A 22,492-nucleotide genomic window follows, 5' to 3' on the forward strand; every position below is an offset into this window, starting at 1 on the left:
AAATTCTGATTTATCCACTAACTATATTATTACTATTGTCAGGAGTAATGTTGCAGCTGGCAAACGTATTTACGTTACAGGCAGAAGGACAGCAGACATCCGGACCGGAGATTACTTCTCCCTCTGCGATATTGATGGAAGCTGCTGGTGGTAATGTGATCTGGGAGAAAGATGCGGATACCAAACGTGCTCCTGCAAGTGTGACGAAAGTTATGACGTTACTGTTGATCTTTGATGCACTGGAGGAAGGAAAGATTGCATTAGAGGATGACGTGCAGACGTCGGAGTATGCGGCGTCCATGGGTGGATCACAGGTGTTTTTGGAGCCGGGTGAGACACAGACGGTAGATACGTTGATTAAATGCATTGCCGTGGCAAGTGCGAATGACGCTTGTGTTGCTATGGCTGAGTATATCAGTGGCAGTGAGGAAGCATTTGTGGAGCAGATGAATCAGCGGGCCGAGGGACTTGGTATGGTGAATACGCATTTTGTAAATTGTAATGGTCTGGACACAGATGGACATGAGACGACAGCCAGAGACATTGCACTGATGTCAAGAGAACTGATCATTCATTATCCGAAGATTCATGAGTATTCCATGATATGGATGGATACAATCACACATGTGACCAGAAAAGGGACATCAGAATTTGGGCTTACAAATACCAATAAGCTGATCAGACAGTATGCTTATGCAACCGGACTTAAGACAGGATCTACAAGCAATGCGGGATTCTGCGTGTCGGCTACGGCTGAAAAGGATGGTGTGGAATTGATTGCAGTGATCATGGGGGCGGACAATTCCAAAGACCGCTTTCAGGATGCTGTAAAGCTTCTGGATTATGGATTTGGGAAATGTACTTTTTACGTGGATGATGCGGTAAAAAATGTGGCGGAAGTTCCAGTGACAGGGGGTATACAGGAAGAAGTGTCCGCACATATGGCTGGGGAGTTTCATTACGTGGATACCACAGGAGCAGATCTGAGTCAGATACGCCGGAAGGTGGAAGTCAGGAAAGGACTTCGGGCGCCGGTGGGAAAAGGTGATCCGGCAGGAGAGATGGTCTACTATCTGAACGGCAAGGAGATTGGCAGGCAGAAGCTTGTAGCGTCAGAAAATGTGGGACGTATGCGGTATACCGATGCACTGGAACGGACCATGGATCGGTTTTTCCTTGAAAATGCAAAACATCAATGATAAGCTGAAAGTATCTGTAATAAACATATCGGAGGAATATCAGTGAAAAAGTTGAAGAGGAAATCTTTGAAAATACGAAAGAATATCAAAGAGGCTGCTCTTGCTGCAATTACAGCGGGCAGTCTTTCTGTTGTTATGGAACTTCGCCGGGAGTTGAGTGAATTTTTAATAAGGAGATATCGGATCTGTGTGCCTGACCCAAGAGGGATAGGGCAGGATAGCCAGACGACAGTGAAACTTGTCTTTTTATCAGACCTTCATGGCAAACGCTATGGAACAGGTAATCAGGAGCTGATTCGCGCAGTGAAGCATGAGAAGCCTGATTATATCCTGGTCGGCGGTGATCTGGTGACTAGGTCGAACCCAAAGACAGATGCGATAGCACTGGAACTCATCAGGCAATTGGTAAAGATCTGCCCAGTCTATCTCGCTAATGGCAACCATGAACAGAAGATGCGCATTTGCACAGAAGAATACGGAGACCGGTATGAGAAATATATGGCTGCAGTGCAGGAAGCAGGTGTCCATGTGCTGGAAAGTGCATCCGAAGAAGTGTCTATGAAGGGCGTGCCGGTGCAGATAAGCGGACTGGAGCTCCCAGTCAAATGTTACGCCCGATTCTTTGCACAGAAATTGCAGATTCAGGATGTGAGAGATGCAATCGGAGAACCGAAAGAAGGATGCTATCAGATCCTGCTTGCACACACACCGGTATTTATGCCGGTATATCAGAAGTGGGGGGCGGATATGACATTATCCGGGCATCTGCATGGAGGGATAATCGGACTTCCCGGAATCGGAGGACTGATTACACCGCAGGCAGTACTATTTCCTAAATATGCGGGCGGTATTTACAGAGAAGGAAAGCATGTTGGTATTGTCAGCCGTGGACTTGGAACCCATACGGTGAATCTCAGATTCTGTAATCCGGCAGAACTGGTGTCTGTATCATTAGAATTCCACTCTTGTGAAAATGTGGATAATCCAGTATAATAGTAGAGTTAATGACTATGAAGAGAGGATAAGCTATGGGAATACCGGTAAAGCTTCAGGTGTTTGAGGGACCGCTGGATCTGCTCTTGCATCTGATTGATAAAAATAAAATAGATATCTACGATATTCCTATTGTGGAGATCACCAGCCAGTATATGGATTATATCCGGGCAATGGAAGAGGAAGATCTGAACATTATGAGTGAATTTCTCCTGATGGCGGCTACACTGTTGGATATTAAGTGCCGGATGCTTCTTCCGAAAGAAGTGAATGAAGATGGCGAGGAAGAAGACCCAAGACAGGAACTGGTGGAACAGCTGCTTCAATATAAGATGTACAAGTATATGTCTTATGAACTGAAGGACCGTCAGCTTGATGGGGAACGCTATCTGTACCGCGGACCAGACATTCCGGATGAAGTGGCAGATTACGTGGAGCCAGTGAACCTGGACGAGCTTCTTGGCGATCTGACACTTGGCAAGCTTCATAGTATTTTTAAAGAAGTAATGAAACGGCAGACAGATAAGATCGATCCTGTGCGAAGTAAGTTTGGTAAGATCGAGAAGGAAGAGATAACGGTCGAGGTGAAGATGACCGAAGTAGAGGCATATGCGCTGATGCATGAGAGATTCAGCTTCCGGGATCTTCTGACCAGCCAGAGCTCCAAGACACAGATCGTGGTGACATTTCTGGTAATCCTGGAAATGATGAAAGCAGGTAAGATTTCAATCGAACAGGAACAGCCGTTTGACGATATTGTTATTACATCGCAGATGTAATACAGGAGGATATATAGTGGAAATCAACAGATTAGAAGGAATTATTGAGTCCATTTTATTTACCATGGGTGATTCAGTGGAACTGTCTAAGATTGCACTGGCGATAGGACATGATGAGGACACCACAAGAAGGATCATCCATTGTATGATGGATAAGATCAATGGCGCAGAAGAGCGTGGCGTGAAGATTATCGAACTGGAAGACTCCTTTCAAATGTGTACCAAGGCAGAAAGTTATGAATATCTGATACGCATTGCAAAACAGCCTCGCAAATACACGCTGACAGACGTACAGCTAGAGACACTTTCGATTATTGCATACAAACAACCGGTAACAAAGCTTGAGATTGAGAAGATCCGTGGTGTGAAGTCTGACCATGCAGTGAACCGCCTTGTGGAGTATAATCTGGTCTGTGAGGTTGGCAGGATGAATGTGCCGGGAAAGCCAATTCTGTTTGGTACGACAGAAGAATTCCTGCGCAGATTTGGCATCCAGTCGCTGGATGATCTGCCGAGCATGAACCCAGAGCAGATTGAGAACTTCAAAACAGAAGCGGAGGAAGAAGCACAGTTAAAGCTGGATATTTAAATCAGTCAGGTATTTCATGGAATGGATAGCGCAGTGGATACATACATATAGATTGAGAATCGGCTGCGGAGGAACATATGAAGCGTATCTGGAAGAACAGATATAAGAGATATATCGCAGTGATGGTAATGTTCATAAACAGTGTTGTATTTTTTATAGCTGGAACTGTAACGCATGGAGCAGAATCAGTGAAAGCGGAGCAGACTGCGGAATTGTCAGAACCTGAGGAAGCGGAACAAAACGTGCTTGCAGGACTTCATGCGAGATATGCGGTATTGCTGGATGGTGACAGTGGAAGAGTACTGCTTGAAAAGGATGGAGATGTAAAACGCCCCATGGCAAGCACTACGAAGATCATGACCTGCATTCTGGCTTTGGAACATATGAAGAGTGAACAGGAAATAGTGACAGCGTCAGCCGAAGCTGCATCGCAGCCAAAGGTCAGGCTGGGAGTCCGGGAAGGACAGCAGTTTTATCTGCGAGACCTTCTCTATTCTCTGATGCTGGAATCACACAATGACAGTGCAGTTATGATAGCGGAGCATATCGGAGGAAGTGTCCGGGGCTTCGCTTCTCTTATGAATAAAAAAGCGGCAGAGATTGGTTGTGAAGATACTTATTATATTACGCCTAACGGACTGGATGCATCGGATGAACAGGGAACACACTCGACTACGGCAAGAGAATTGGCGCTTGTGATGAGGTATTGTCTGATGGAGTCGCCGAAGAGTCAGGAGTTTCGGGAGATTACCGGCGCAGCAACGCAACAGTTCCGGGATGTGGAGGGCAGACAGTCATTTTCCTGCACCAATCATAATGCATTTCTGACTATGATGAATGGGGCGGTGTCGGGGAAAACCGGATTTACCGCAGATGCCGGATACTGCTATGTGGGTGCACTTCAACGGGACAGCAGAACATTTATTGTTGCACTTCTGGCATGTGGCTGGCCGAATCACAAGACGTATAAATGGCAGGACACCAGAGCGCTAATGGAGTATGGTCTGAAGTATTATAAGAAACAGAGATATGATGGCAATGTGGGTCTGCCACAGCTAAGTGTGGCAGACGGTATTCCGGAAAATGGTGCACTGAGCGGTGTGTCTACGGTGAAGCTTCAGATCAGAGACAGAGAGAAAACAGATATTCTTCTTCGAGAGGATGAAGAACCGGCATACCGCACTCTGTTGGCAGATACATTAAAAGCAGCAGTAAAGGCGGGAACAGATGCCGGGACAGTGCAGCTTGTACTGGATAATCAGGTTCTGGCAGAATGGAAAGTGGAGACAGCAGAGAGTATTGCAAAACGCGATTACATATGGTGTTTGTGCCAATTGATGATGCAATTTACACATATGAATAAAATAAATCAATAAAAGTGATTAAAAACGTCACTATTATTTTCGGTAAACCTGTGATAGACTAAGTGACAGTTAAAAAAGGACAAAGAAATTGATGATTATTTATCTGGGTCCTGTGAAATACAATATGATTTTCTAAGCGATCAGATTGCTTTGGATTACATAGAAGGGAAGGATATTATGAAGAACAGCAGTAAATATGAGAGACAGTATTTTATGCCGTCAGAGGTCACCTATGACTGGGTAAAGAAGGAGTATATTCAGGCACCGCCAGTATGGTGCAGTGTAGACTTGCGTGATGGTAATCAGTCACTGATCGAGCCTATGAATCTGGATGAGAAGCTGGAGTTCTTTCAGTTGTTAGTAGATGTTGGATTCAAGGAGATTGAGGTTGGATTCCCGGCTGCTTCTGATACAGAATATCAGTTTATGCGTACATTGATCGAGAAGGATATGATTCCGGACGATGTAACCGTTCAGGTGCTGACACAGGCCAGAGAGCATATCATTAAGAAGACATTTGAAGCTGTAAAGGGCGCTCCGCATGCAGTTGTTCATCTGTACAACTCAACATCTGTTGCGCAGAGAGAACAGGTGTTTAAGAAAGATAAAGAGCAGATCCTGAAGATTGCGGTAGATGGTGCGAAGCTGTTGAAGACGCTGGCAGATGAGACAGAAGGCAACTTTACATTTGAATACAGTCCGGAGAGTTTTTCAGGAACTGAGGTAGAATACGCAGTAGAGGTATGTAATGCAGTATTAAATGTGTGGGAGCCAACAGCTGACAATAAGGCAATCATCAATATCCCTACAACGGTTGAAAATGCAATGCCGCATGTATTTGCCACACAGCTTGAATATGTACATAAGCATCTGGCACACAGAGACAATGTAGTGTTAAGCCTTCACCCGCATAATGACCGTGGATGTGGTGTGGCTACAGCAGAGCTTGGTATGCTGGCAGGCGCAGATCGTATCGAAGGTACATTGTTCGGTAACGGTGAGCGTACTGGTAACGTAGATATTATTACACTTGCTATGAACATGTTCTCTCATGGCGTAGATCCGAAGCTTGATTTCTCTGACATGAAGAAGATCCGTGAGACATACGAGCGCCTTACAAGAATGCATGTATATGAAAGACAGCCATATTCAGGAGATCTGGTATTTACTGCATTCTCCGGTTCTCATCAGGATGCGATCGCCAAAGGTATGGCATGGAGAGACGCAGGTAAGAGCGAGAAATGGACCGTTCCGTATCTGCCGATCGATCCGCAGGATGTGGGAAGACAGTATGATTCGGATGTTATCCGTATCAACAGCCAGTCTGGTAAGGGTGGCGTGAACTACATCCTGAAACAGAGCTATGGTATCAACCTTCCAGAGAAGATGCGTGAGGAAGTAGGATACCTTGTAAAGGGTGTATCTGACAGAGCACACAAAGAGCTGACACCGGAATGGGTATATCAGATCTTTAACGATAACTATGTCAATGCAAAGAGCGTATTTGCTATTGATGAGTGCCATTTCAAACAGACTGACGGTATTATCGCAGACGCAACGATCCAGCATGGCAGTGACACAAGAATTGTGACAGCTTCCGGTAACGGACGTCTGGATGCAGTAAGTAATGCGATCAAGCAGTATTTCAATATCAGCTATGAGCTGAGATATTACGAGGAGCATTCATTGACACGCGGTTCTTCCTCTAAGGCAGTTGCATACGTAGGTATCGTATGCCAGGGTAAGACCTACTGGGGTGTTGGTATTGATGCTGATATCATCAAAGCTTCTATCGAGGCATTGATCGTAGCGGTTAATAAACTGGATCAGATTAATACAGCAGATACAGTCAATGATCCGCGTATGATTGAAATCATGAATTATATTCAGGCTAATTACATTGATGTGACACTGGATGACCTGGCAGAGAAGTTCTACCTTTCTAAGCCGTATCTGTCCAAGTACATCAAGGAGAAATCCGGAGTAACATTTGGGGAACTGGTTAAAAAAGTACGTATGAAAAAAGCACGTGCAATGCTGAAGAGCAGCAGTATGACTGTTGAAAATATTGCATTGACCGTAGGATACCAGAACGTGGAACACTTCAACCGTCTGTTTAAGAAAGCATACAATATGACGCCGGTTCAGTTCCGTAATCAGAAATAATATAAAAGAAGGGGTGTTATCTGTAAAAAAAGCAGATAATACCTCTTTTTTTTATCCAAAGATTGAAATTAGGAAAAATAACGGATATAATGTAGGATGTTAAAGTATTAAAATAAGGAAATGAATGGAGGGCTGTTTTATGAATAGTGTTACAGCAGATAGCACAGCCGTAATGAGAATAGCTGCGTTGCTGGATGAAGGCAGTTTTGTGGAGATTGGTGGAGCAATCACGGCAAGATCTACAGATTTTAATCTGCAGAATGCCCCGACACCGGGAGATGGTGTCCTTACAGGATATGGTCTGATTGATGGTAATCTGGTTTATGTGTACTGTCAGAATCCGGAAGTGCTGCATGGAACGATCGGTGAGATGCATGCAAAAAAGATAGCCAATGTATATGATATGGCAATGAAAATGGGAGCACCGGTGATTGGATTGATCGATTGTGCAGGTATGCGTCTGCAGGAGGCTACGGATGCATTGTATGGATTTGGTAATCTTTACCTGAAACAGACTATGGCATCAGGAGTGATTCCACAGATTACAGCTGTGTTTGGTGCATGTGGTGGCGGACTTTCTGTAGCAGCAGGTTTGTCTGATTTTACATTTATGGAAGCAGAGAAGGCAAAATTGTTTGTGAATTCTCCAAATGCGATTCCTGGAAATTGTGAAAGCAAGTGTGACACAGCTTCAGCAGAGTACCAGAGCAGTCAGTCTGGGTTAGTCGATGGAACCGGAAGTGAAGCAGAGATTCTTGGAAAGATCCGAGAACTGATCTGTATGCTCCCGGCTAATAATGAAGACGAATCACCTTATGCAGAATGTGCAGATGATCCGAACCGCATTTGTGCTGATCTTGCAGGAACTGTTGCAGATACGGGACTTCTTCTTGCGAAGATTGCAGATCAGCAGTATTTTCTAGAATTAAAAGAAGATTATGCGAAAGATATGGTGACAGGTTTCCTTCATTTGAATGGTCAGACGGTGGGAGCGGTTGCAAACCGTTCTGTTATCTATGACATAGAAGGTAATGCAGAGAATGTATCAGATGGAGGACTCAGTGTAGAAGGAGCAGAGAAAGCAGCAAGATTTGTGGAATTCTGTGACGCATTTCATATCCCGGTGCTGACAGTGACCAATATAAATGGCTTCAAAGCATCGGAAGAAAGTGAACGGAGACTTGCAAAAGCTTCTGCAAGACTGGTATATACATTTGCCAATGCAACTGTACCGAAGGTCAATGTGATTGCCGGAAAAGCATATGGAAGTGCAGGGGTTGTGATGAACAGTAAGTCGGTCGGCGCAGATATGGTATATGCATGGCCAGAGGCTGAGATTGGTATGATGGATGCGGAGCTTGCAGCAAAGATCATGTATGCAGATGAGACAGCACAGGTGCAGAGAAAAAAGGCAGAAGAATACAGGGAGCTTCAGTCAAGTCCTGTATCAGCAGCCAGAAGAGGCTATGTGGATACCTTGATCCAGCCGGAGAATACAAGAAAATATGTGATCGGAGCGTTTGAAATGCTTGCTACCAAGCGGGAAGAGCGTCCGTTTAAGAAGCATGGAACAGTATAGAGAGGTGAAGCAGAGTGAAGAATAAGATTCGTGTTTTAACAGGAATGTTGATTATGATCCTTCTGCTTACAGCGGGTTGTGGTAAGAAGGAGACGCTTGCTTATGATCAGCAGACTATCACGCAGATTACGGAATTTATGATCGATTACAGTTCCAGTGCGGATGAGCAGACGGTAGAACAGCTTAAGGCAATGAGAGAGTCCACTTTTGAAGATCAGCTTGCCAATATGAACTTATCCATTACTCCGGATAATTTTGTGAGCGTGGTTGAGGCGTGGAAAGTCGGTGAAAAAGAATGTGGTGCGTATGTGGATCATGGTGCTTATACAATCGAAGCAACTGCGGATGAACTGCATGTGACTACAGAAGCGAAGTTCCAGAATCGTGATGCGGAATTGGAATTTGTGTTTGATAAGAACCTGTATCTGGAAAGCCTGACTGTAGGTGCCCATTATTCAATGGGAGAGATTCTGGAAAAAGCCGGAATGAATACACTTCTGGGAATGGGAACGGTATTTGTGGTACTGATATTGATCTCCGTGATTATTTCATTATTCAAATATATACCGGCAATGCAGGAGCGTATGAAGAATAAGAAGTCTAAAAAGAAAGATGTCACAGCCGGTACAGAAGAGACCGCTCAGGCAGATATTACAGAAGCTGCGGACAATGTGACGGAGGATGAAGAGCTTGTAGCAGTCATTGCGGCAGCAATTGCAGCGGCAGAGGGTACTACAACAGATGGCTTTGTGGTAAGAAGTATTCGAAGAAGACCATCAAACAAATGGAATCGATAATGGAGGAATAAGGATGAAGAGCTATACAATTACAGTAAATGGAAATGTATATGATGTAACAGTAGAAGAAAAGGGTGGTGTGACACCGGCAGCAGCACCGGCACCTCAGGCAGCACCTGTAATGGCACAGGCTCCACAGGCAGCACCGGCACCGGCTGCAAAATCCACAGGAGCAGGATCTGTTCAGGTGAAGGCAGGAGCAGCAGGCAAGGTATTTAAGATTGAAGCCGGTGTGGGACAGACAGTAAAGCGCGGAGATGCGGTGGTAATTATTGAGGCAATGAAGATGGAGATCCCGGTTGTGGCACCAGAAGACGGAACAGTAGCAAGCATTGATGTGGCAGTAGGAGATGCTGTAGAAGCAGGCCATGTACTTGCAACCATGAATTAATATGACAGGAAATGGCATAACAGATGTTATGTAATAGACACAACTGGAGGTTATAAAATGGAATATATTTCAACAACATTACAGAACCTCGTGCATCAGACAGCGTTTATGAATCTGACGGGAGGCAATCTGGTCATGATCGGAGTCGCCTGCTTTTTCCTGTATCTTGCTATCCGGCACGAGTTTGAGCCGTTACTTCTGCTTCCGATTGCATTTGGTATGCTGCTTGTTAATATCTATCCGGATATTATGCTGCATGCGGAAGATTCTGCAAACGGAACCGGAGGACTGCTCTATTATTTCTATATTCTGGATGAATGGGCAATTCTGCCGTCGCTGATCTTCATGGGCGTAGGTGCGATGACAGACTTTGGACCGCTGATCGCTAATCCTAAGAGCTTTCTTCTTGGAGCAGCAGCGCAGTTTGGTATCTTTGCGGCATATCTGGGAGCAATGGCAATGGGATTCTCAGATAAAGCAGCAGCTGCTGTATCTATTATCGGTGGAGCTGATGGACCGACATCCATTTTCCTGGCAGGTAAATTACAACAGACAGGTATTTTGGGACCAATCGCGGTAGCAGCGTATTCTTATATGTCATTGGTGCCGATCATTCAGCCACCGATCATGAAGCTTCTGACAACGGAGGAAGAGCGTAAGATCAAGATGGAGCAGCTGAGGCCGGTATCGAAGCTTGAGAGAATCCTGTTCCCGATCATTGTAACGATCGTGGTATGTATGATTCTCCCGACAACAGCACCGTTGGTTGGTATGCTGATGCTTGGTAATCTGTTCCGCGAGTCGGGTGTGGTAAGACAGTTACAAGAGACAGCTTCCAATGCGATGATGTATATTGTAGTTATTCTTCTTGGAACTTCGGTAGGAGCAACTACCAGTGCAGAGGCATTTCTGAACTGGGATACATTGAAAATTGTGGCACTGGGACTGATCGCATTTGCATTTGGTACAGCAGCCGGAGTCCTTTTCGGTAAACTTATGTGCAAAGTAACGCATGGTAAGGTGAATCCACTCATAGGATCGGCAGGAGTATCAGCAGTACCAATGGCAGCCAGAGTATCACAGAAAGTAGGAGCGGAGGCAGATCCGACTAACTTCCTGCTGATGCATGCCATGGGACCGAATGTGGCAGGTGTAATCGGAACTGCGGTAGCAGCCGGAACATTTATGGCGATATTCGGAGTATTCTAAGATGTCCCGGACATCAGAATCATTAGGAAGAAATGGACGTTAGGAGGAATAACGAATGGCAGAGATAGAAAAGAAACCAGTAAAAATAACAGAAACCATCCTGCGCGATGCGCATCAGTCTCTGATTGCAACCCGTATGACAACAGAGCAGATGCTGCCGATTGTAGAGAAGATGGATCAGGTGGGATATCATTCCGTAGAATGCTGGGGAGGTGCAACGTTTGATGCATCCCTCAGATTCTTGAAGGAAGACCCATGGGACAGACTTCGTAAATTCCGTGACGGATTTAAGCATACCAAGCTTCAGATGTTGTTCCGTGGACAGAATATTCTGGGATACCGCCCTTATGCGGACGATGTGGTAGAGTATTTTGTAGAGAAATCCGTGGCCAATGGTATCGATATTATACGTATATTTGACTGCCTCAATGACCTGCGTAATCTGCAGACAGCAGTATCAGCAGCGAATAAAGAAAAAGCAGAGGCACAGGTGGCACTTTCCTACACACTGGGAGATGCCTATACGTTGGATTACTGGGTAGACATTGCAAAGCGGATTGAAGATATGGGTGCAAATTCTATCTGTATCAAGGATATGGCAGGACTTCTGCTTCCTTATCAGGCAACCGAACTGATCGGAGCATTGAAAGATGCTGTAGATCTTCCGATTCAGCTGCATACACATTATACATCAGGAGTAGCCTCTATGACTTATCTGAAAGCAGTGGAAGCCGGCGTAGATGTTATCGATACAGCAATTTCACCATTTGCGCTTGGTACTTCACAGCCGGCAACAGAAGTTATGGTAGAGACATTTAAGGGAACTCCGTACGATACCGGACTGGATCAGAAATTGTTGGCGGAGATTGCAGATTATTTCCGCCCGATCCGCGATGAGGCACTGGCAAGTGGACTGTTAAATCCGAAGAATCTTGGTGTCAATATCAAGACACTTCTGTATCAGGTACCAGGCGGCATGCTGTCTAACCTGACTTCTCAGTTAAAAGAGCAGAATGCAGAAGATAAATACTATGAAGTGTTGGAAGAAGTTCCGAGAGTACGAAAGGATCTGGGTGAACCGCCGCTTGTTACACCGTCTTCACAGATCGTGGGTACACAAGCTGTATTCAATGTGCTGATGGGTGAGCGCTATAAGGTTGCAACCAAAGAGACGAAAGATATTTTGCGCGGTAAATACGGAGCAACGGTAAAACCTTTTAATGAAGAAGTAAAGAAAAAAGTCTTGGGAGATGATCCGGATACCATTACCTGCAGACCTGCAGATTTGATTCCGGATGAATTAGATACCCTGCGTAAGGAATGTGAACAGTGGATCCAGCAGGATGAAGATGTACTGACATATGCGTTGTTCCCGCAGGTTGCAGTGGATTTCTTTAAATACCGGGAAGCACAGCAGACGAAGATAGATCCGGATAAGGCTGATAAAGAAACAGGCAGCTATCCGGTGTAGTGAGAGGTATTAATGATTAAAAATGTGATATTTGACGTGGGTCGTGTATTGGCGGCCTACGATTATCAGAGCTATCTGAATCGTAAAAATTATAGTGAGGAAGAACAGAAGATCATTAAAAAAGCCATGTTTGAGAGTCAGACATGGCTTTTGGCAGATCGCGGCGAGGTACCGGAAGGGAAACTCCTGGAATTGTTTGTAAATAATGATCTGGAGCATGAAGAACTGATCCGGGATGCTTATGAGCATATGGAGGAAGTGATTTGGTTATTTCCGTATACTATGCAGTGGGTTAAGGATCTCAAAGAGCAAGAGTACAAGATCTATGTGTTGTCTAATTATGGAGAGGAATTACTTACGCGGACAAAAAGTAAACTTGAATTTCTTCCATATATGGACGGAGTTGTATTTTCATATGAGAGTCATTTTCTGAAACCGGAGGCAGACAGCTATCATTATCTGTGCCGCAAATATAATATCTGTCCGGCAGACAGTGTATTCTTAGATGACCGTCCGGAAAATGTGGAAGGTGCCAGAGTATACGGCATACATGGCATTTTATTTGAAAGCTATGGACAGGCAGATCAGAAACTAAAGGAATTGATTCGTTTGTATGAGGAAGATGACCGCATGTCATATTGTATGGAGTAATCTTGCATAAACTCTGCTTCTAAATGTCCCATTTTCTGCATATACTCTAACAGCACATACGGAGAGGGGCAGAAAGCAGATGGATGCGAATCATTTATACAAGGACATACAGGCAAGGACGAATGGTGAGATCTACATAGGAGTTGTGGGACCGGTACGCACCGGCAAATCCACCTTTATCAAGAGATTTATGGAGATTCTTGTGCTGCCGCATATGACAGATGAACCGGATAAGGCGAGAACCAGAGATGAACTTCCACAATCAGCGTCAGGGAAGACAATTATGACCACAGAACCCAAATTCATCCCTAAAGAGGCGGCAGAGATCCGTCTGATGGATGATGTGGCGGTGAAGGTGCGGTTAATTGACTGTGTAGGTTATATGGTGGATGGTGCTTCCGGATATATTGAAGAAGGGGAAGAACGTCAGGTAAAGACGCCCTGGTTTGATCAGGAGATCCCGTTTACCAAGGCAGCCAGCATTGGTACTCGCAAGGTGATCCATGAACATGCGACAATAGGTGTTGTGGTAACAACCGATGGAAGCATCGGCGAACTGGGGAGAGAACAGTACCTGGAAGCAGAAGAGAAGACAATCCGGGAACTGCAGAGTATCGGGAAACCATTTGTGGTGGTAGTGAATTCAGAGAAACCTTACAGTCCGGAAGCAAGGAAGATTGCGGAAGAAATTGAAAAGACCTGGCAGGTACATGCAATTCCGGTTAACTGCGAGCAATTGAAAGAAGAGGATATTCAGAGGATACTGGAAGCAGTACTTGCTACATTTCCGGTATCTGAGATTGCGTTTTATATTCCCAAATGGGTGGAAATGCTACCGCTGGATCATAAAATCCGGCAGGATATGACGACACATATCCGCAATCTGATGGATCAGGTTGGTGAAATGGGTGATGCATCTACAGGAATCAGCAAACCTGACAGTCCGTACATTACTGATCTTAGGGTAGAGAAGATTGCCATGGACAGCGGACGGATCCAGATTCGGATTGATGTAGACGAAGCATTTTATTATGAGATGCTCAGTGAAATGACAGGATCACAGATTGACGGAGAATACAGTCTGATCACAGAATTGAAAGAATTGTCAAAGCTTAAAAACGAGTATGAGAGCGTGCGCGATGCATTTACCAGTGTGAAAATGAAAGGCTATGGCGTAGTCAGCCCGACCAGAGATGAGATAACACTGGATGAACCGGTGGTTATCCGTCAAGGCAATAAATACGGCGTGAAGATTCATTCATCGGCACCGTCAATTCATCTGATCAAGGCAAATATTGAGACGGAGATCGCACCGATTGTAGGAGATGAAAAGCAGGCAGAGGATCTGATCACTTATATTCATCAGATGGCGAGTGAGGAAGATGGTATTTGGAATACCAATATCTTTGGTAAATCGGTGGAAGATCTGGTGATGGATGGTATGCGGAATAAAATGGCAGTGATCAATGATGAGAGCCAGACCAAGCTGCAGGATACGATGCAGAAGATTGTCAATGACAGTAATGGCGGACTGGTGTGTATAATTATCTGAAATTCGGGTTGCTTTTTTAAAGCGTAGGTGTATAATAAACACAGAAAAAGATGACAAAGATGTCAGAATCGTACGGATAGTGCGTATTCTGGCATCTTTTTTGCGCAAAGAGCGTTTTAAAAGTGGCTCTGAAGAAAAGAAAAAGGAGAAGAGGTTATGAAAGAATTTTCGTTTAAGGTACCGCAGAATATTGTATTTGGGGAGGGAAGCATCCGTAAGCTTCCGGAACTTCTGAAGGAAAGCGGCTGTACAAATGTATTGATCATTTCCGGCCCGCGTCTTCGAAAGATGGGAAAGGTAGATGAAGTCGCAGGATACGTAAAAGAATCAGGAATTGGCTGTGATATGTTCACTGATGTAGAAGGTAATCCGTCCGTAGATACTGTAGACAAGGCAGCAGCAAAATATCGTGAAATGAAAGCAGATGGAATCGTGGCATTCGGTGGTGGAAGTCCGATGGATGTGGCTAAGGCTGTAGCTCTTGTGGCGAAATATGGCGGCTCTATCACAGAATACGAAGGCGGCGATAAAGTACCTGGACCGGTAGATACGATTATTGCTATTCCGACTACTGCAGGAACAGGAAGTGAAGTGACAACATTCTCTGTAATTACAGATCATACCAGAAATTATAAACTGTCTGTATTCAGTTTTGATCTGCTTCCAAAATATGCGATCCTGGATCCGGAACTTCTTACATCTATGCCGGCATCTGTTGCTGCATCCTGTGGAATTGATGCGATGATCCATGCACTGGAGTCTTATTTGTCAAGAGCAGCATCTCCGTTCTCAGATGCGATGGCAGAAAAGGCACTGGAACTGATCGGAGGAAATATCAGACGTTTTGTTGCTAACAGAGAAGACATTGAGGCAGCAAGTGCAATGTTGACAGGAAGTATGTTCGCAGGAATTGCATTTTCGTGGGCAAGACTGGGAAATGTACATGCTATGTCTCACCCGGTCAGTGCATTTTTTGATGTGCCGCATGGGGTTGCGAACGCCATTTTGCTGCCGGTTATCGTAGAGTACAATGAATTGGCTGATCAGGGACGTTACGCAAAGTTATATCAGTTCATTTCAGAAGATCATAAGATTCCGGAAGACTTCCATGCTTCTATGCTGACAGAAGAAATCCGCAGGCTGAACAAATCTCTTGGTATTCCTGCAGGTCTTGCTGAGGCAGGCGTGACAGAAGATAAGATTCCGGAAATGGCTGCAGATGCCATGAAGAGTGGTAATATTCTTGTTAATCCACGTCAGAGTACATTAAAAGATATTGAAATGCTCTATCACAAAGCAATGTAAGATATTGCGCGTGTAAGGTGATATGCGTGTGGCAGATGGTAAAATGTGAGAATGCTGTGATGTGGTGAAAAGCTTGCAAATACAGTGAATAGTTGTTATTATTATGGATAGGAACAAATGAAGATATTTGGAGGTACATCATGAGAGTTGCAGTTATTACGGCAAGTACGCCGATTTACAGAGGACAGGAAGAGGATGCCAGCGGCAAGGTGATCCGTCATATTTTAGAGGAAGCCGGACACGATATCGTATTTCAAAAAGCACTTCCATGTGACAAGACTGTACTTTCTACAGTAATGCAGAGAATGGTAGATGGAGAACTCGCAGATCTGATTCTTACAACAGGAGGAGCAGGATGCGCAGCCGGTGATTGTATGCCGGAAGCTACCATGGAGATTGTGGACAGACCGGTACCGGGTATCCCGGAGGCTATGCGTGCATATACATCTCAGATGACAAAACGTGCAATGCTGAACAGAAGCGCAGCAGGTATCAGAGGAAATGTACTGATTGTGAATCTTCCGGGTAAGCCAGGGGCAGCAAAGCATTGTCTGGAGTATATTCTTCCGGAGATCACACATGCAGTTAAGCTGATCCAGAAGCAGGTATAAGTGGGAGAGACTACATATGAACGTTACCTATATACAGCACAGTGGATTTTCCGTGGATTTTGCAGATATGATGCTTGTGTTTGATTACTGGATGGGAGAGATTACGATTCCAGAGGACAAGCCGGTTTATGTATTTGTAAGTCACGCACATCATGATCATTTTAATGAAGAGATCTTTGAGTGGGAAAGAAGCGGTGTGGATATTCGTTACATTCTGTCGGATGATATCAACGCAGATCCGGCAGAGAACCGGATCTTGTTAGTTCCGGATGAGTTCTGTGACCTGGGTAATATAAAGATAAAGACGCTTCGCTCTACAGATGAGGGCGTAGCGTTCTTTGTTTCTATACAGACATCAGAATCAGCCCAGGAGGTTCATATCTATCATGCAGGGGATCTGAACTGGTGGCATTGGGAAGAAGAGGGCACAGAGTATAATCAGCAGATGAAAGAAGATTATCAGAATGCCCTGCGGTTAATGGAAGGGGAACATGTTGACGTGGCGTTTGTCCCGGTAGATCCAAGACTCGAGGATGCATATTACTGGGGAATTGACTGGTATATGCGCCACACGGATACGGAACGAGTGTATCCGATGCATATGTGGGGGCAGTATGAGATCCAGGATCGTCTGCTGTGCCAGCCGGAGACAGCACCATATCGTGAACGGATTGTGAAAGTGATGGCATCATGATATTGGATGAATCAGCAGATGATGCAATGGATTATAAAAGCGAGAGGTTAAAGTAATGAAAGTTAAGATTTATACAGATGGAGCGGCACGGGGGAATCCGGATGGTCCAGGAGGGTATGGTACCGTTCTGGAGTATGTGGATACAAAGGGAGAACTCCATACCAGGGAACTGTCCCAGGGATATATTAAGACAACCAATAACAGAATGGAACTTATGGCAGTCATTGCGGGGTTTGAAGCTTTAAACCGTCCATGTGAGATTGAATTGTATTCAGATTCCCAGTATGTGGTAAATGCATTTAATCAGCACTGGATTGACGGATGGATCAAAAAGGGCTGGAAACGTGGTAAGAATGAACCGGTGAAGAATGTAGATCTCTGGAAGAGATTGCTGCAGGCAAAAGAACCGCACATGGTGACATTTAACTGGGTCAAAGGCCATGCAGGACATCCGCAGAATGAGCGATGCGATGAGCTCGCTACAACAGCGGCAGATGGCAAGGATCTGATTGCAGATGAAGGGATCTAATCTTGCATGGAAACGTAAGATGTGATAAAATGAAGAACCGTGAGATTCAAGTATGACAAGTAATCGCGGCTGCGAATGCCGAAAGGCTGCAGGTGAGGAAAGTCCGGGCTTCACAGGGCAGGATGCCGGATAACGTCCGGTGGAGGTGACTCCAAGGCCAGTGCAACAGAAATATACCGCCTGATCTTTGGATCAGGTAAGGGTGGAAAGGCAGCGTAAGAGACTACCGCCCTGCTGGTAACAGCAGGGGCACATGTAAACCCCATCCGAAGCAAGACCGAAAAGAGAAGATACGGCGGCCCGTCGGTTCTCAGGTAGGTTGCTTGAGCCTGTTGGCAACAGCAGGTCTAGATAGATGATTACTCAACGACATAACCCGGCTTATCGTTGTGCTTGAACCCACTTGAATGTAAAAAAGATTGCGCATTTCGCGCAATCTTTTTAGTTACATCGGGTCAGCCCCGGTCTTTATTTTGCTTTTATTTTCTTAGAACGGAGACGACCGTCATACTTTTCTTCGCAGTATTTACAACGATAAGTTTCCGTCTCAGGATCTGTCAGCACAAAAATATGAGACAGTCCATGTTCGATGGAAGTAATACATCTCGGATTCTTGCAGCGAATCACATTGCAGATCTGTTTAGGCAGATGCAGAGCTTTTTTCTCAACAATCTTCTGATCTTTGATGATGTTGACTGTAATATTGTGATCAATGAAGCCAAGGATATCAAGATCCATAAAGTCAATCGGGCATTCAATCTTCATAATGTCTTTTTTACCCATTTTACCGCTTCGTGCATTCTTAATAATAGCAACACAGCAGTCTAATTTGTCCAGATTCAGATATTTATAAATTTCCATGCTTTTACCGGCCTCAATATGATCCAGTACGAAACCTTCCGAGATACGACCGACGCTTAATGTATTTTCTACCATAATGAGCCTCCTATACTTCAATATTTAACAGTGTCAGAATCAGAGCCATACGTGCATATACACCGTATTGAACCTGCTTGAAATATGCAGCACGCGGATCTTTGTCTACCTCTACTGCAATTTCGTTAACACGAGGAAGCGGATGGAGAACCAGCATATCTGATTTGGCAAGTTCCATCTTCTGGGCATCCAGAATGTAGAAGTCTTTCATACGTACATAATCTTCCTCATTGAAGAAACGCTCCTTCTGTACGCGGGTCATATAGAGAAGATCCAGTTCCGGCAGTGCGTCTTCCATGCGGACTACTTCTTCATATGGAATGTTGTTCTTATCCAGTACATCCTGTCGCATGTAACTTGGAAGACGAAGTTCTTCCGGAGAAATAAGGACGAATTCGATTCCCGGATAGCGCACCAGTGCATGGATCAGTGAATGTACGGTACGTCCGAATTTCAAGTCGCCGCAGAGACCGATCTTCATGTGGTCCAGTCTGCCTTTCAGAGAGCGGATTGTCATAAGGTCTGTCAGCGTCTGGGTAGGATGCTGATGACCACCGTCTCCGGCATTGATTACAGGAATGGAAGAATATTCACTGGCTACGAGTGCTGCACCTTCCTTAGGATGACGCATTGCACAGATGTCGGCGAAGCAGCTGATCATGCGAATCGTATCGGCTACCGTCTCACCCTTTGTAGCAGAGCTTGATGCGGCAGAAGAAAAGCCAAGTACGCTGCCTCCCAGATTCAGCATTGCTGCTTCATGACTGAGGCGGGTGCGGGTGCTCGGCTCGTAAAATAAGGTAGCTAACTTCTTACCTTCACATGCATGTGCGTATTTGTCTGGATGTGCCTCAATATCACTGGCAAGATCCAATAATTTGTCAATTTCTTCCACTGTGAAATCCAGCGGACTCATCAAATGTCTCATAATAACCTCCTTGGTAAAATTAAAAAAAGAAGTCCTTCGGGAAAGTATCTGTGTGCGGTTAGCCTCCTTCCTGAACAACTTCTTGCATTTAATGATCTCTAGTTCTTTAATATAATATACTAATCCAGATCAATTTTCAATGAAAAGATATATATTTTTTTAAAAGGCGTCGTCTGGATTTTGAAAAAAAGCTGTTGTATAATAGTCGATAGTATGTGTTTGTTACACGAGATAATAAAGTTTCAAGAACTTTGAATAAGTAGGATAAAGGAGAACGATATGAGATCGTTAGAGGAACTGAGAAATGAACTGGATCGTATTGATTCACAGATCATACAGCTGTACGAAGAAAGAATGTCGGTCTGCGAAGAAGTAGGCGAGATTAAGATAGAAGAAGGAAGGAAGGTTTTCGATCGGAACCGGGAGCAACAGAAGTTAGCGCAGGTGACAAGGGAGGCTAAGGATCCATTTTATAAAAAAGGACTGACCGAGCTGTTTGAACAGCTGATGAGTCAGAGTCGGAAGTTACAGTATCAGTTGCTGACCAAGAAGGGAGCGCTCGGAAGACTTCCGTTTATCGGAGTGGAAGAGTTGGATTGGAAGAATTCCCGGGTGGTATTCCAGGGGACAGATGGAGCATATTCACAGGCTGCAATGCATAAGTTCTTTTCCAAGGATGTGAACAGTTTTCATGTGCAGACATTCCGGGATGCCATGGAAGCAATCGAGGAAGGATCCGCAGATTTTGCAGTTCTTCCGATTGAAAATTCATCTGCGGGTATGGTCAGTGAAATGTATGACCTGTTGGAGGAATTTGAAAATTATATCGTTGGTGAAGTGATCCTGCCGATCAATCATTATCTGGTGGGTACAGAGAATACGACACTGGAAAGCATCGAGCGTGTGTATTCACATCCGCAGGCACTGATGCAGTGCTCCAAATTCCTGGACCGTCATGGAAGCTGGCAGCAGATCGGTGCGGCCAATACAGCAGTAGCAGCAAAGAAAATCCTGAATGAAAATGATCCGACACAGGCGGCAATCTGCAGTGAACACGCAGCGGAGATCTATGGACTTAAGATTCTGGAAGAGAAGATCAATCACAATCACAACAATTCTACCAGATTTATTGTGGTAACCAATCAGAAGATTTTCCTGAAGAAGGCCCAGAAGATCAGTATCTGCTTTGAAGTGGCTCATGAAAGCGGATCTCTGTATCATCTATTATCCCATTTTATTTATAATGATCTGAATATGACCAAGATTGAGTCACGTCCGATCGAGGGAAAGACATGGGAATATCGTTTTTTTGTAGATTTTGAAGGGAATATGGGTGACGCGGCAGTCAAGAATGCGATCCGCGGACTGCGGGAAGAGTCTAAGAGTTTGAAGATACTTGGCAACTATTAGAGAAAGTATAGAAAGAAGTGTAGAATATGAGAGTAAATGAACTGATGTTGTATCGCCATATGGAACAAGGGCAGGTACTGAATGATATGGCTTTCCTGATGGAAAACTACGACAATGAATATTATAACAAAGAGGACTTAAGAGGTCTGTTATTTGACAGTGTGAATGAGATCCTGGAGCTTGCCGTAAGTCACGGACTTACCGGTAATCTCTGGCATGATTATCTGACTTATCTGCTGGCAAGTGATGAGAATGCCTACAGCACTTCCTGTGAGATCGTGGGAGCGATTGACGGAAGCATGAATCAGGTAGCAATGCATGATTTTGCGATTTTTAAGGAACTGTATGATTATGATTTTACAGAACTTGAAAAAGCTCTTGGCGTAGACTGTATGTCTATGCTGAAGGGATTTGAAGCAGATGGCGCACATGGCAGCGTATTTAACAAGCGAATCCGTGACCGTATCTGTGAATTGAGTATTCATCTGGCGAAGTCAGAGAATATCGAGGAATTTAAGGCAGTTCTTACCCAGTTTTATAAAGAATTCGGTGTGGGTAAATTCGGTCTGCACAAAGCATTCCGTATTGAACATACAGATCTTGGTGCAGAGATCGTACCGATCACCAAGATCGCACATGTACATCTGGATGATCTGGTGGGATATGAGATGGCAAAGAAGAAGCTGATCGAAAATACAGAGGCATTTGTGAAAGGTAAGAAAGCCAATAACTGCCTGCTGTTTGGAGATGCCGGAACAGGCAAATCTACTTCCATTAAAGCAATTCTGAATCAGTATTATGATCAGGGACTGCGTATGATCGAAGTCTATAAGCATCAGTTCCAGGATTTGAATGATGTGATTGCTCAGATCAAGAACCGTAATTATAAGTTCATTATCTATATGGACGACCTGTCATTTGAAGAATTTGAGATTGAGTATAAATATCTAAAAGCCGTAATCGAAGGCGGATTGGAGAAGAAGCCGGACAATGTGTTGATCTATGCGACATCTAACCGCAGACATCTGATCAAAGAGACATTCAAGGACAAGGAAGACAGAGACGAAGAACTGCATACCAATGACACCGTACAGGAGAAGCTGTCGCTGGTAGCAAGATTCGGCGTGACGATCTTCTTTGGCAAACCGGATAAAAAGCAGTTCCAGGAGATCGTGCGTCAGCTTGCGTCAAGAACAGAGCTTGAGATTACAGAAGAAGAACTGATGTTAGAAGCCAATAAATGGGAACTGTCACATGGCGGTATGTCCGGAAGGGCAGCACAACAGTTCGTGGATTATCTGCTGGGAACAAGATTATAAAAATTAATATTAAGAAGAAG

At 44.6% G+C, this 22,492-nt stretch carries 21 protein-coding genes and 1 other RNA gene; 20 read left to right on the forward strand and 2 right to left on the reverse strand.

The features are described from left to right. Nucleotides 1-47: 47 nt before the first annotated feature. The 18 genes from DWZ93_RS01860 (at nucleotide 48) to rnpB (ending at nucleotide 18,279) form a co-directional block, all read left to right on the forward strand. On the forward strand, nucleotides 48-1,199 hold the full coding sequence (locus DWZ93_RS01860) for a D-alanyl-D-alanine carboxypeptidase family protein (RefSeq protein ID WP_243061063.1): 1,152 nt from the start codon (nucleotides 48-50) through the stop codon (nucleotides 1,197-1,199). 66 nt (nucleotides 1,200-1,265) lie between these two features. Next, nucleotides 1,266-2,192: a metallophosphoesterase gene (locus DWZ93_RS01865; RefSeq protein WP_147364650.1), complete on the forward strand. Its 927-nt coding sequence runs from the start codon at nucleotides 1,266-1,268 to the stop codon at nucleotides 2,190-2,192. 35 nt (nucleotides 2,193-2,227) lie between these two features. Then, complete coding sequence (locus DWZ93_RS01870; protein ID WP_118382622.1) at nucleotides 2,228-2,971, forward strand: segregation and condensation protein A; 744 nt, start codon at nucleotides 2,228-2,230, stop codon at nucleotides 2,969-2,971. Between the two features lie 16 nt (nucleotides 2,972-2,987). Continuing rightward, complete coding sequence (scpB, locus tag DWZ93_RS01875; protein WP_118382623.1) at nucleotides 2,988-3,560, forward strand: SMC-Scp complex subunit ScpB; 573 nt, start codon at nucleotides 2,988-2,990, stop codon at nucleotides 3,558-3,560. A 77-nt stretch (nucleotides 3,561-3,637) separates the two neighbouring features. Next, nucleotides 3,638-4,936 (forward strand): D-alanyl-D-alanine carboxypeptidase family protein, encoded by a 1,299-nt coding sequence (locus tag DWZ93_RS01880; protein ID WP_118451842.1) that lies wholly within the window; start codon nucleotides 3,638-3,640, stop codon nucleotides 4,934-4,936. 165 nt (nucleotides 4,937-5,101) lie between these two features. Further along, entirely contained in the window at nucleotides 5,102-7,090 is a 1,989-nt protein-coding gene (locus tag DWZ93_RS01885) for a 2-isopropylmalate synthase (RefSeq protein WP_118451843.1), read from the forward strand. Nucleotides 7,091-7,229: 139 nt separating this feature from the next. Further along, a complete protein-coding gene (locus tag DWZ93_RS01890; protein ID WP_118451844.1) occupies nucleotides 7,230-8,669 on the forward strand; it encodes an acyl-CoA carboxylase subunit beta in 1,440 nt (479 codons plus the stop codon). Nucleotides 8,670-8,683: 14 nt separating this feature from the next. Then, the gene (locus tag DWZ93_RS01895) at nucleotides 8,684-9,466 is read left to right on the forward strand and encodes an OadG family transporter subunit (RefSeq protein WP_243007008.1); all 783 of its coding nucleotides are present in this window, start codon (nucleotides 8,684-8,686) and stop codon (nucleotides 9,464-9,466) included. A 13-nt stretch (nucleotides 9,467-9,479) separates the two neighbouring features. Further along, on the forward strand, nucleotides 9,480-9,857 hold the full coding sequence (locus DWZ93_RS01900) for a biotin/lipoyl-containing protein (protein WP_118382627.1): 378 nt from the start codon (nucleotides 9,480-9,482) through the stop codon (nucleotides 9,855-9,857). Nucleotides 9,858-9,914: 57 nt separating this feature from the next. Further along, the gene (locus DWZ93_RS01905) at nucleotides 9,915-11,066 is read left to right on the forward strand and encodes a sodium ion-translocating decarboxylase subunit beta (RefSeq protein WP_118382628.1); all 1,152 of its coding nucleotides are present in this window, start codon (nucleotides 9,915-9,917) and stop codon (nucleotides 11,064-11,066) included. 55 nt (nucleotides 11,067-11,121) lie between these two features. After that, complete coding sequence (locus tag DWZ93_RS01910; RefSeq protein WP_118382629.1) at nucleotides 11,122-12,537, forward strand: oxaloacetate decarboxylase subunit alpha; 1,416 nt, start codon at nucleotides 11,122-11,124, stop codon at nucleotides 12,535-12,537. 12 nt (nucleotides 12,538-12,549) lie between these two features. Then, nucleotides 12,550-13,188, forward strand: coding sequence for an HAD family hydrolase (locus DWZ93_RS01915; protein WP_118451845.1), 639 nt, complete (start codon nucleotides 12,550-12,552; stop codon nucleotides 13,186-13,188). A 79-nt stretch (nucleotides 13,189-13,267) separates the two neighbouring features. After that, a complete protein-coding gene (spoIVA, locus tag DWZ93_RS01920) occupies nucleotides 13,268-14,740 on the forward strand; it encodes a stage IV sporulation protein A (RefSeq protein WP_118451846.1) in 1,473 nt (490 codons plus the stop codon). 156 nt (nucleotides 14,741-14,896) lie between these two features. Beyond that, entirely contained in the window at nucleotides 14,897-16,045 is a 1,149-nt protein-coding gene (locus DWZ93_RS01925) for an iron-containing alcohol dehydrogenase family protein (protein WP_118382632.1), read from the forward strand. Nucleotides 16,046-16,185: 140 nt separating this feature from the next. Further along, a complete protein-coding gene (locus tag DWZ93_RS01930; RefSeq protein ID WP_118382633.1) occupies nucleotides 16,186-16,656 on the forward strand; it encodes a MogA/MoaB family molybdenum cofactor biosynthesis protein in 471 nt (156 codons plus the stop codon). A gap of 16 nt (nucleotides 16,657-16,672) precedes the next feature. Beyond that, on the forward strand, nucleotides 16,673-17,350 hold the full coding sequence (locus tag DWZ93_RS01935) for an MBL fold metallo-hydrolase (RefSeq protein ID WP_118451847.1): 678 nt from the start codon (nucleotides 16,673-16,675) through the stop codon (nucleotides 17,348-17,350). 55 nt (nucleotides 17,351-17,405) lie between these two features. Beyond that, the gene (gene rnhA, locus DWZ93_RS01940; protein WP_118451848.1) at nucleotides 17,406-17,879 is read left to right on the forward strand and encodes a ribonuclease HI; all 474 of its coding nucleotides are present in this window, start codon (nucleotides 17,406-17,408) and stop codon (nucleotides 17,877-17,879) included. A 47-nt stretch (nucleotides 17,880-17,926) separates the two neighbouring features. Further along, an RNA gene (gene rnpB / locus DWZ93_RS01945) (RNase P RNA component class A) lies at nucleotides 17,927-18,279 on the forward strand. Nucleotides 18,280-18,347: 68 nt separating this feature from the next. On the opposite strand, the gene DWZ93_RS01950 is transcribed toward rnpB, so the two are convergent. Further along, the gene (locus DWZ93_RS01950; protein ID WP_118382636.1) at nucleotides 18,348-18,815 is read right to left on the reverse strand and encodes an aspartate carbamoyltransferase regulatory subunit; all 468 of its coding nucleotides are present in this window, start codon (nucleotides 18,813-18,815) and stop codon (nucleotides 18,348-18,350) included. 10 nt (nucleotides 18,816-18,825) lie between these two features. Next, the gene (gene pyrB, locus DWZ93_RS01955) at nucleotides 18,826-19,743 is read right to left on the reverse strand and encodes an aspartate carbamoyltransferase (RefSeq protein WP_118451849.1); all 918 of its coding nucleotides are present in this window, start codon (nucleotides 19,741-19,743) and stop codon (nucleotides 18,826-18,828) included. A 279-nt stretch (nucleotides 19,744-20,022) separates the two neighbouring features. Between pyrB and pheA the strand changes: the two genes are divergently transcribed. Beyond that, on the forward strand, nucleotides 20,023-21,153 hold the full coding sequence (gene pheA / locus DWZ93_RS01960) for a prephenate dehydratase (RefSeq protein ID WP_118451850.1): 1,131 nt from the start codon (nucleotides 20,023-20,025) through the stop codon (nucleotides 21,151-21,153). 26 nt (nucleotides 21,154-21,179) lie between these two features. After that, nucleotides 21,180-22,472, forward strand: a complete 1,293-nt coding sequence (locus DWZ93_RS01965) for an ATP-binding protein (protein WP_118451851.1) — start codon at nucleotides 21,180-21,182, stop codon at nucleotides 22,470-22,472. Nucleotides 22,473-22,492 lie beyond the last annotated feature (20 nt).

Origin of the sequence: Dorea sp. AF36-15AT, from assembly GCF_003477705.1 — a bacterium.
Lineage (GTDB): Bacteria > Bacillota > Clostridia > Lachnospirales > Lachnospiraceae > Claveliimonas > Claveliimonas ammoniilytica.

Excerpts from the sequence above, each read along its gene's own strand:
- DWZ93_RS01860 (WP_243061063.1), top strand. The coding sequence starts at position 48 with ATGTTGCAGCTGGCAAACGTATTTACGTTACAGGCAGAAGGACAGCAG.
- DWZ93_RS01870 (WP_118382622.1), top strand. The coding sequence starts at position 2,228 with ATGGGAATACCGGTAAAGCTTCAGGTGTTTGAGGGACCGCTGGATCTG.
- DWZ93_RS01880 (WP_118451842.1), top strand. The coding sequence starts at position 3,638 with ATGAAGCGTATCTGGAAGAACAGATATAAGAGATATATCGCAGTGATG.
- DWZ93_RS01885 (WP_118451843.1), top strand. The coding sequence starts at position 5,102 with ATGAAGAACAGCAGTAAATATGAGAGACAGTATTTTATGCCGTCAGAG.
- DWZ93_RS01890 (WP_118451844.1), top strand. The coding sequence starts at position 7,230 with ATGAATAGTGTTACAGCAGATAGCACAGCCGTAATGAGAATAGCTGCG.
- DWZ93_RS01900 (WP_118382627.1), top strand. The coding sequence starts at position 9,480 with ATGAAGAGCTATACAATTACAGTAAATGGAAATGTATATGATGTAACA.
- DWZ93_RS01905 (WP_118382628.1), top strand. The coding sequence starts at position 9,915 with ATGGAATATATTTCAACAACATTACAGAACCTCGTGCATCAGACAGCG.
- DWZ93_RS01910 (WP_118382629.1), top strand. The coding sequence starts at position 11,122 with ATGGCAGAGATAGAAAAGAAACCAGTAAAAATAACAGAAACCATCCTG.
- DWZ93_RS01915 (WP_118451845.1), top strand. The coding sequence starts at position 12,550 with ATGATTAAAAATGTGATATTTGACGTGGGTCGTGTATTGGCGGCCTAC.
- spoIVA (WP_118451846.1), top strand. The coding sequence starts at position 13,268 with ATGGATGCGAATCATTTATACAAGGACATACAGGCAAGGACGAATGGT.
- DWZ93_RS01925 (WP_118382632.1), top strand. The coding sequence starts at position 14,897 with ATGAAAGAATTTTCGTTTAAGGTACCGCAGAATATTGTATTTGGGGAG.
- DWZ93_RS01930 (WP_118382633.1), top strand. The coding sequence starts at position 16,186 with ATGAGAGTTGCAGTTATTACGGCAAGTACGCCGATTTACAGAGGACAG.
- DWZ93_RS01935 (WP_118451847.1), top strand. The coding sequence starts at position 16,673 with ATGAACGTTACCTATATACAGCACAGTGGATTTTCCGTGGATTTTGCA.
- rnhA (WP_118451848.1), top strand. The coding sequence starts at position 17,406 with ATGAAAGTTAAGATTTATACAGATGGAGCGGCACGGGGGAATCCGGAT.
- DWZ93_RS01950 (WP_118382636.1), bottom strand. The coding sequence starts at position 18,815 with ATGGTAGAAAATACATTAAGCGTCGGTCGTATCTCGGAAGGTTTCGTA.
- pyrB (WP_118451849.1), bottom strand. The coding sequence starts at position 19,743 with ATGAGACATTTGATGAGTCCGCTGGATTTCACAGTGGAAGAAATTGAC.
- pheA (WP_118451850.1), top strand. The coding sequence starts at position 20,023 with ATGAGATCGTTAGAGGAACTGAGAAATGAACTGGATCGTATTGATTCA.
- DWZ93_RS01965 (WP_118451851.1), top strand. The coding sequence starts at position 21,180 with ATGAGAGTAAATGAACTGATGTTGTATCGCCATATGGAACAAGGGCAG.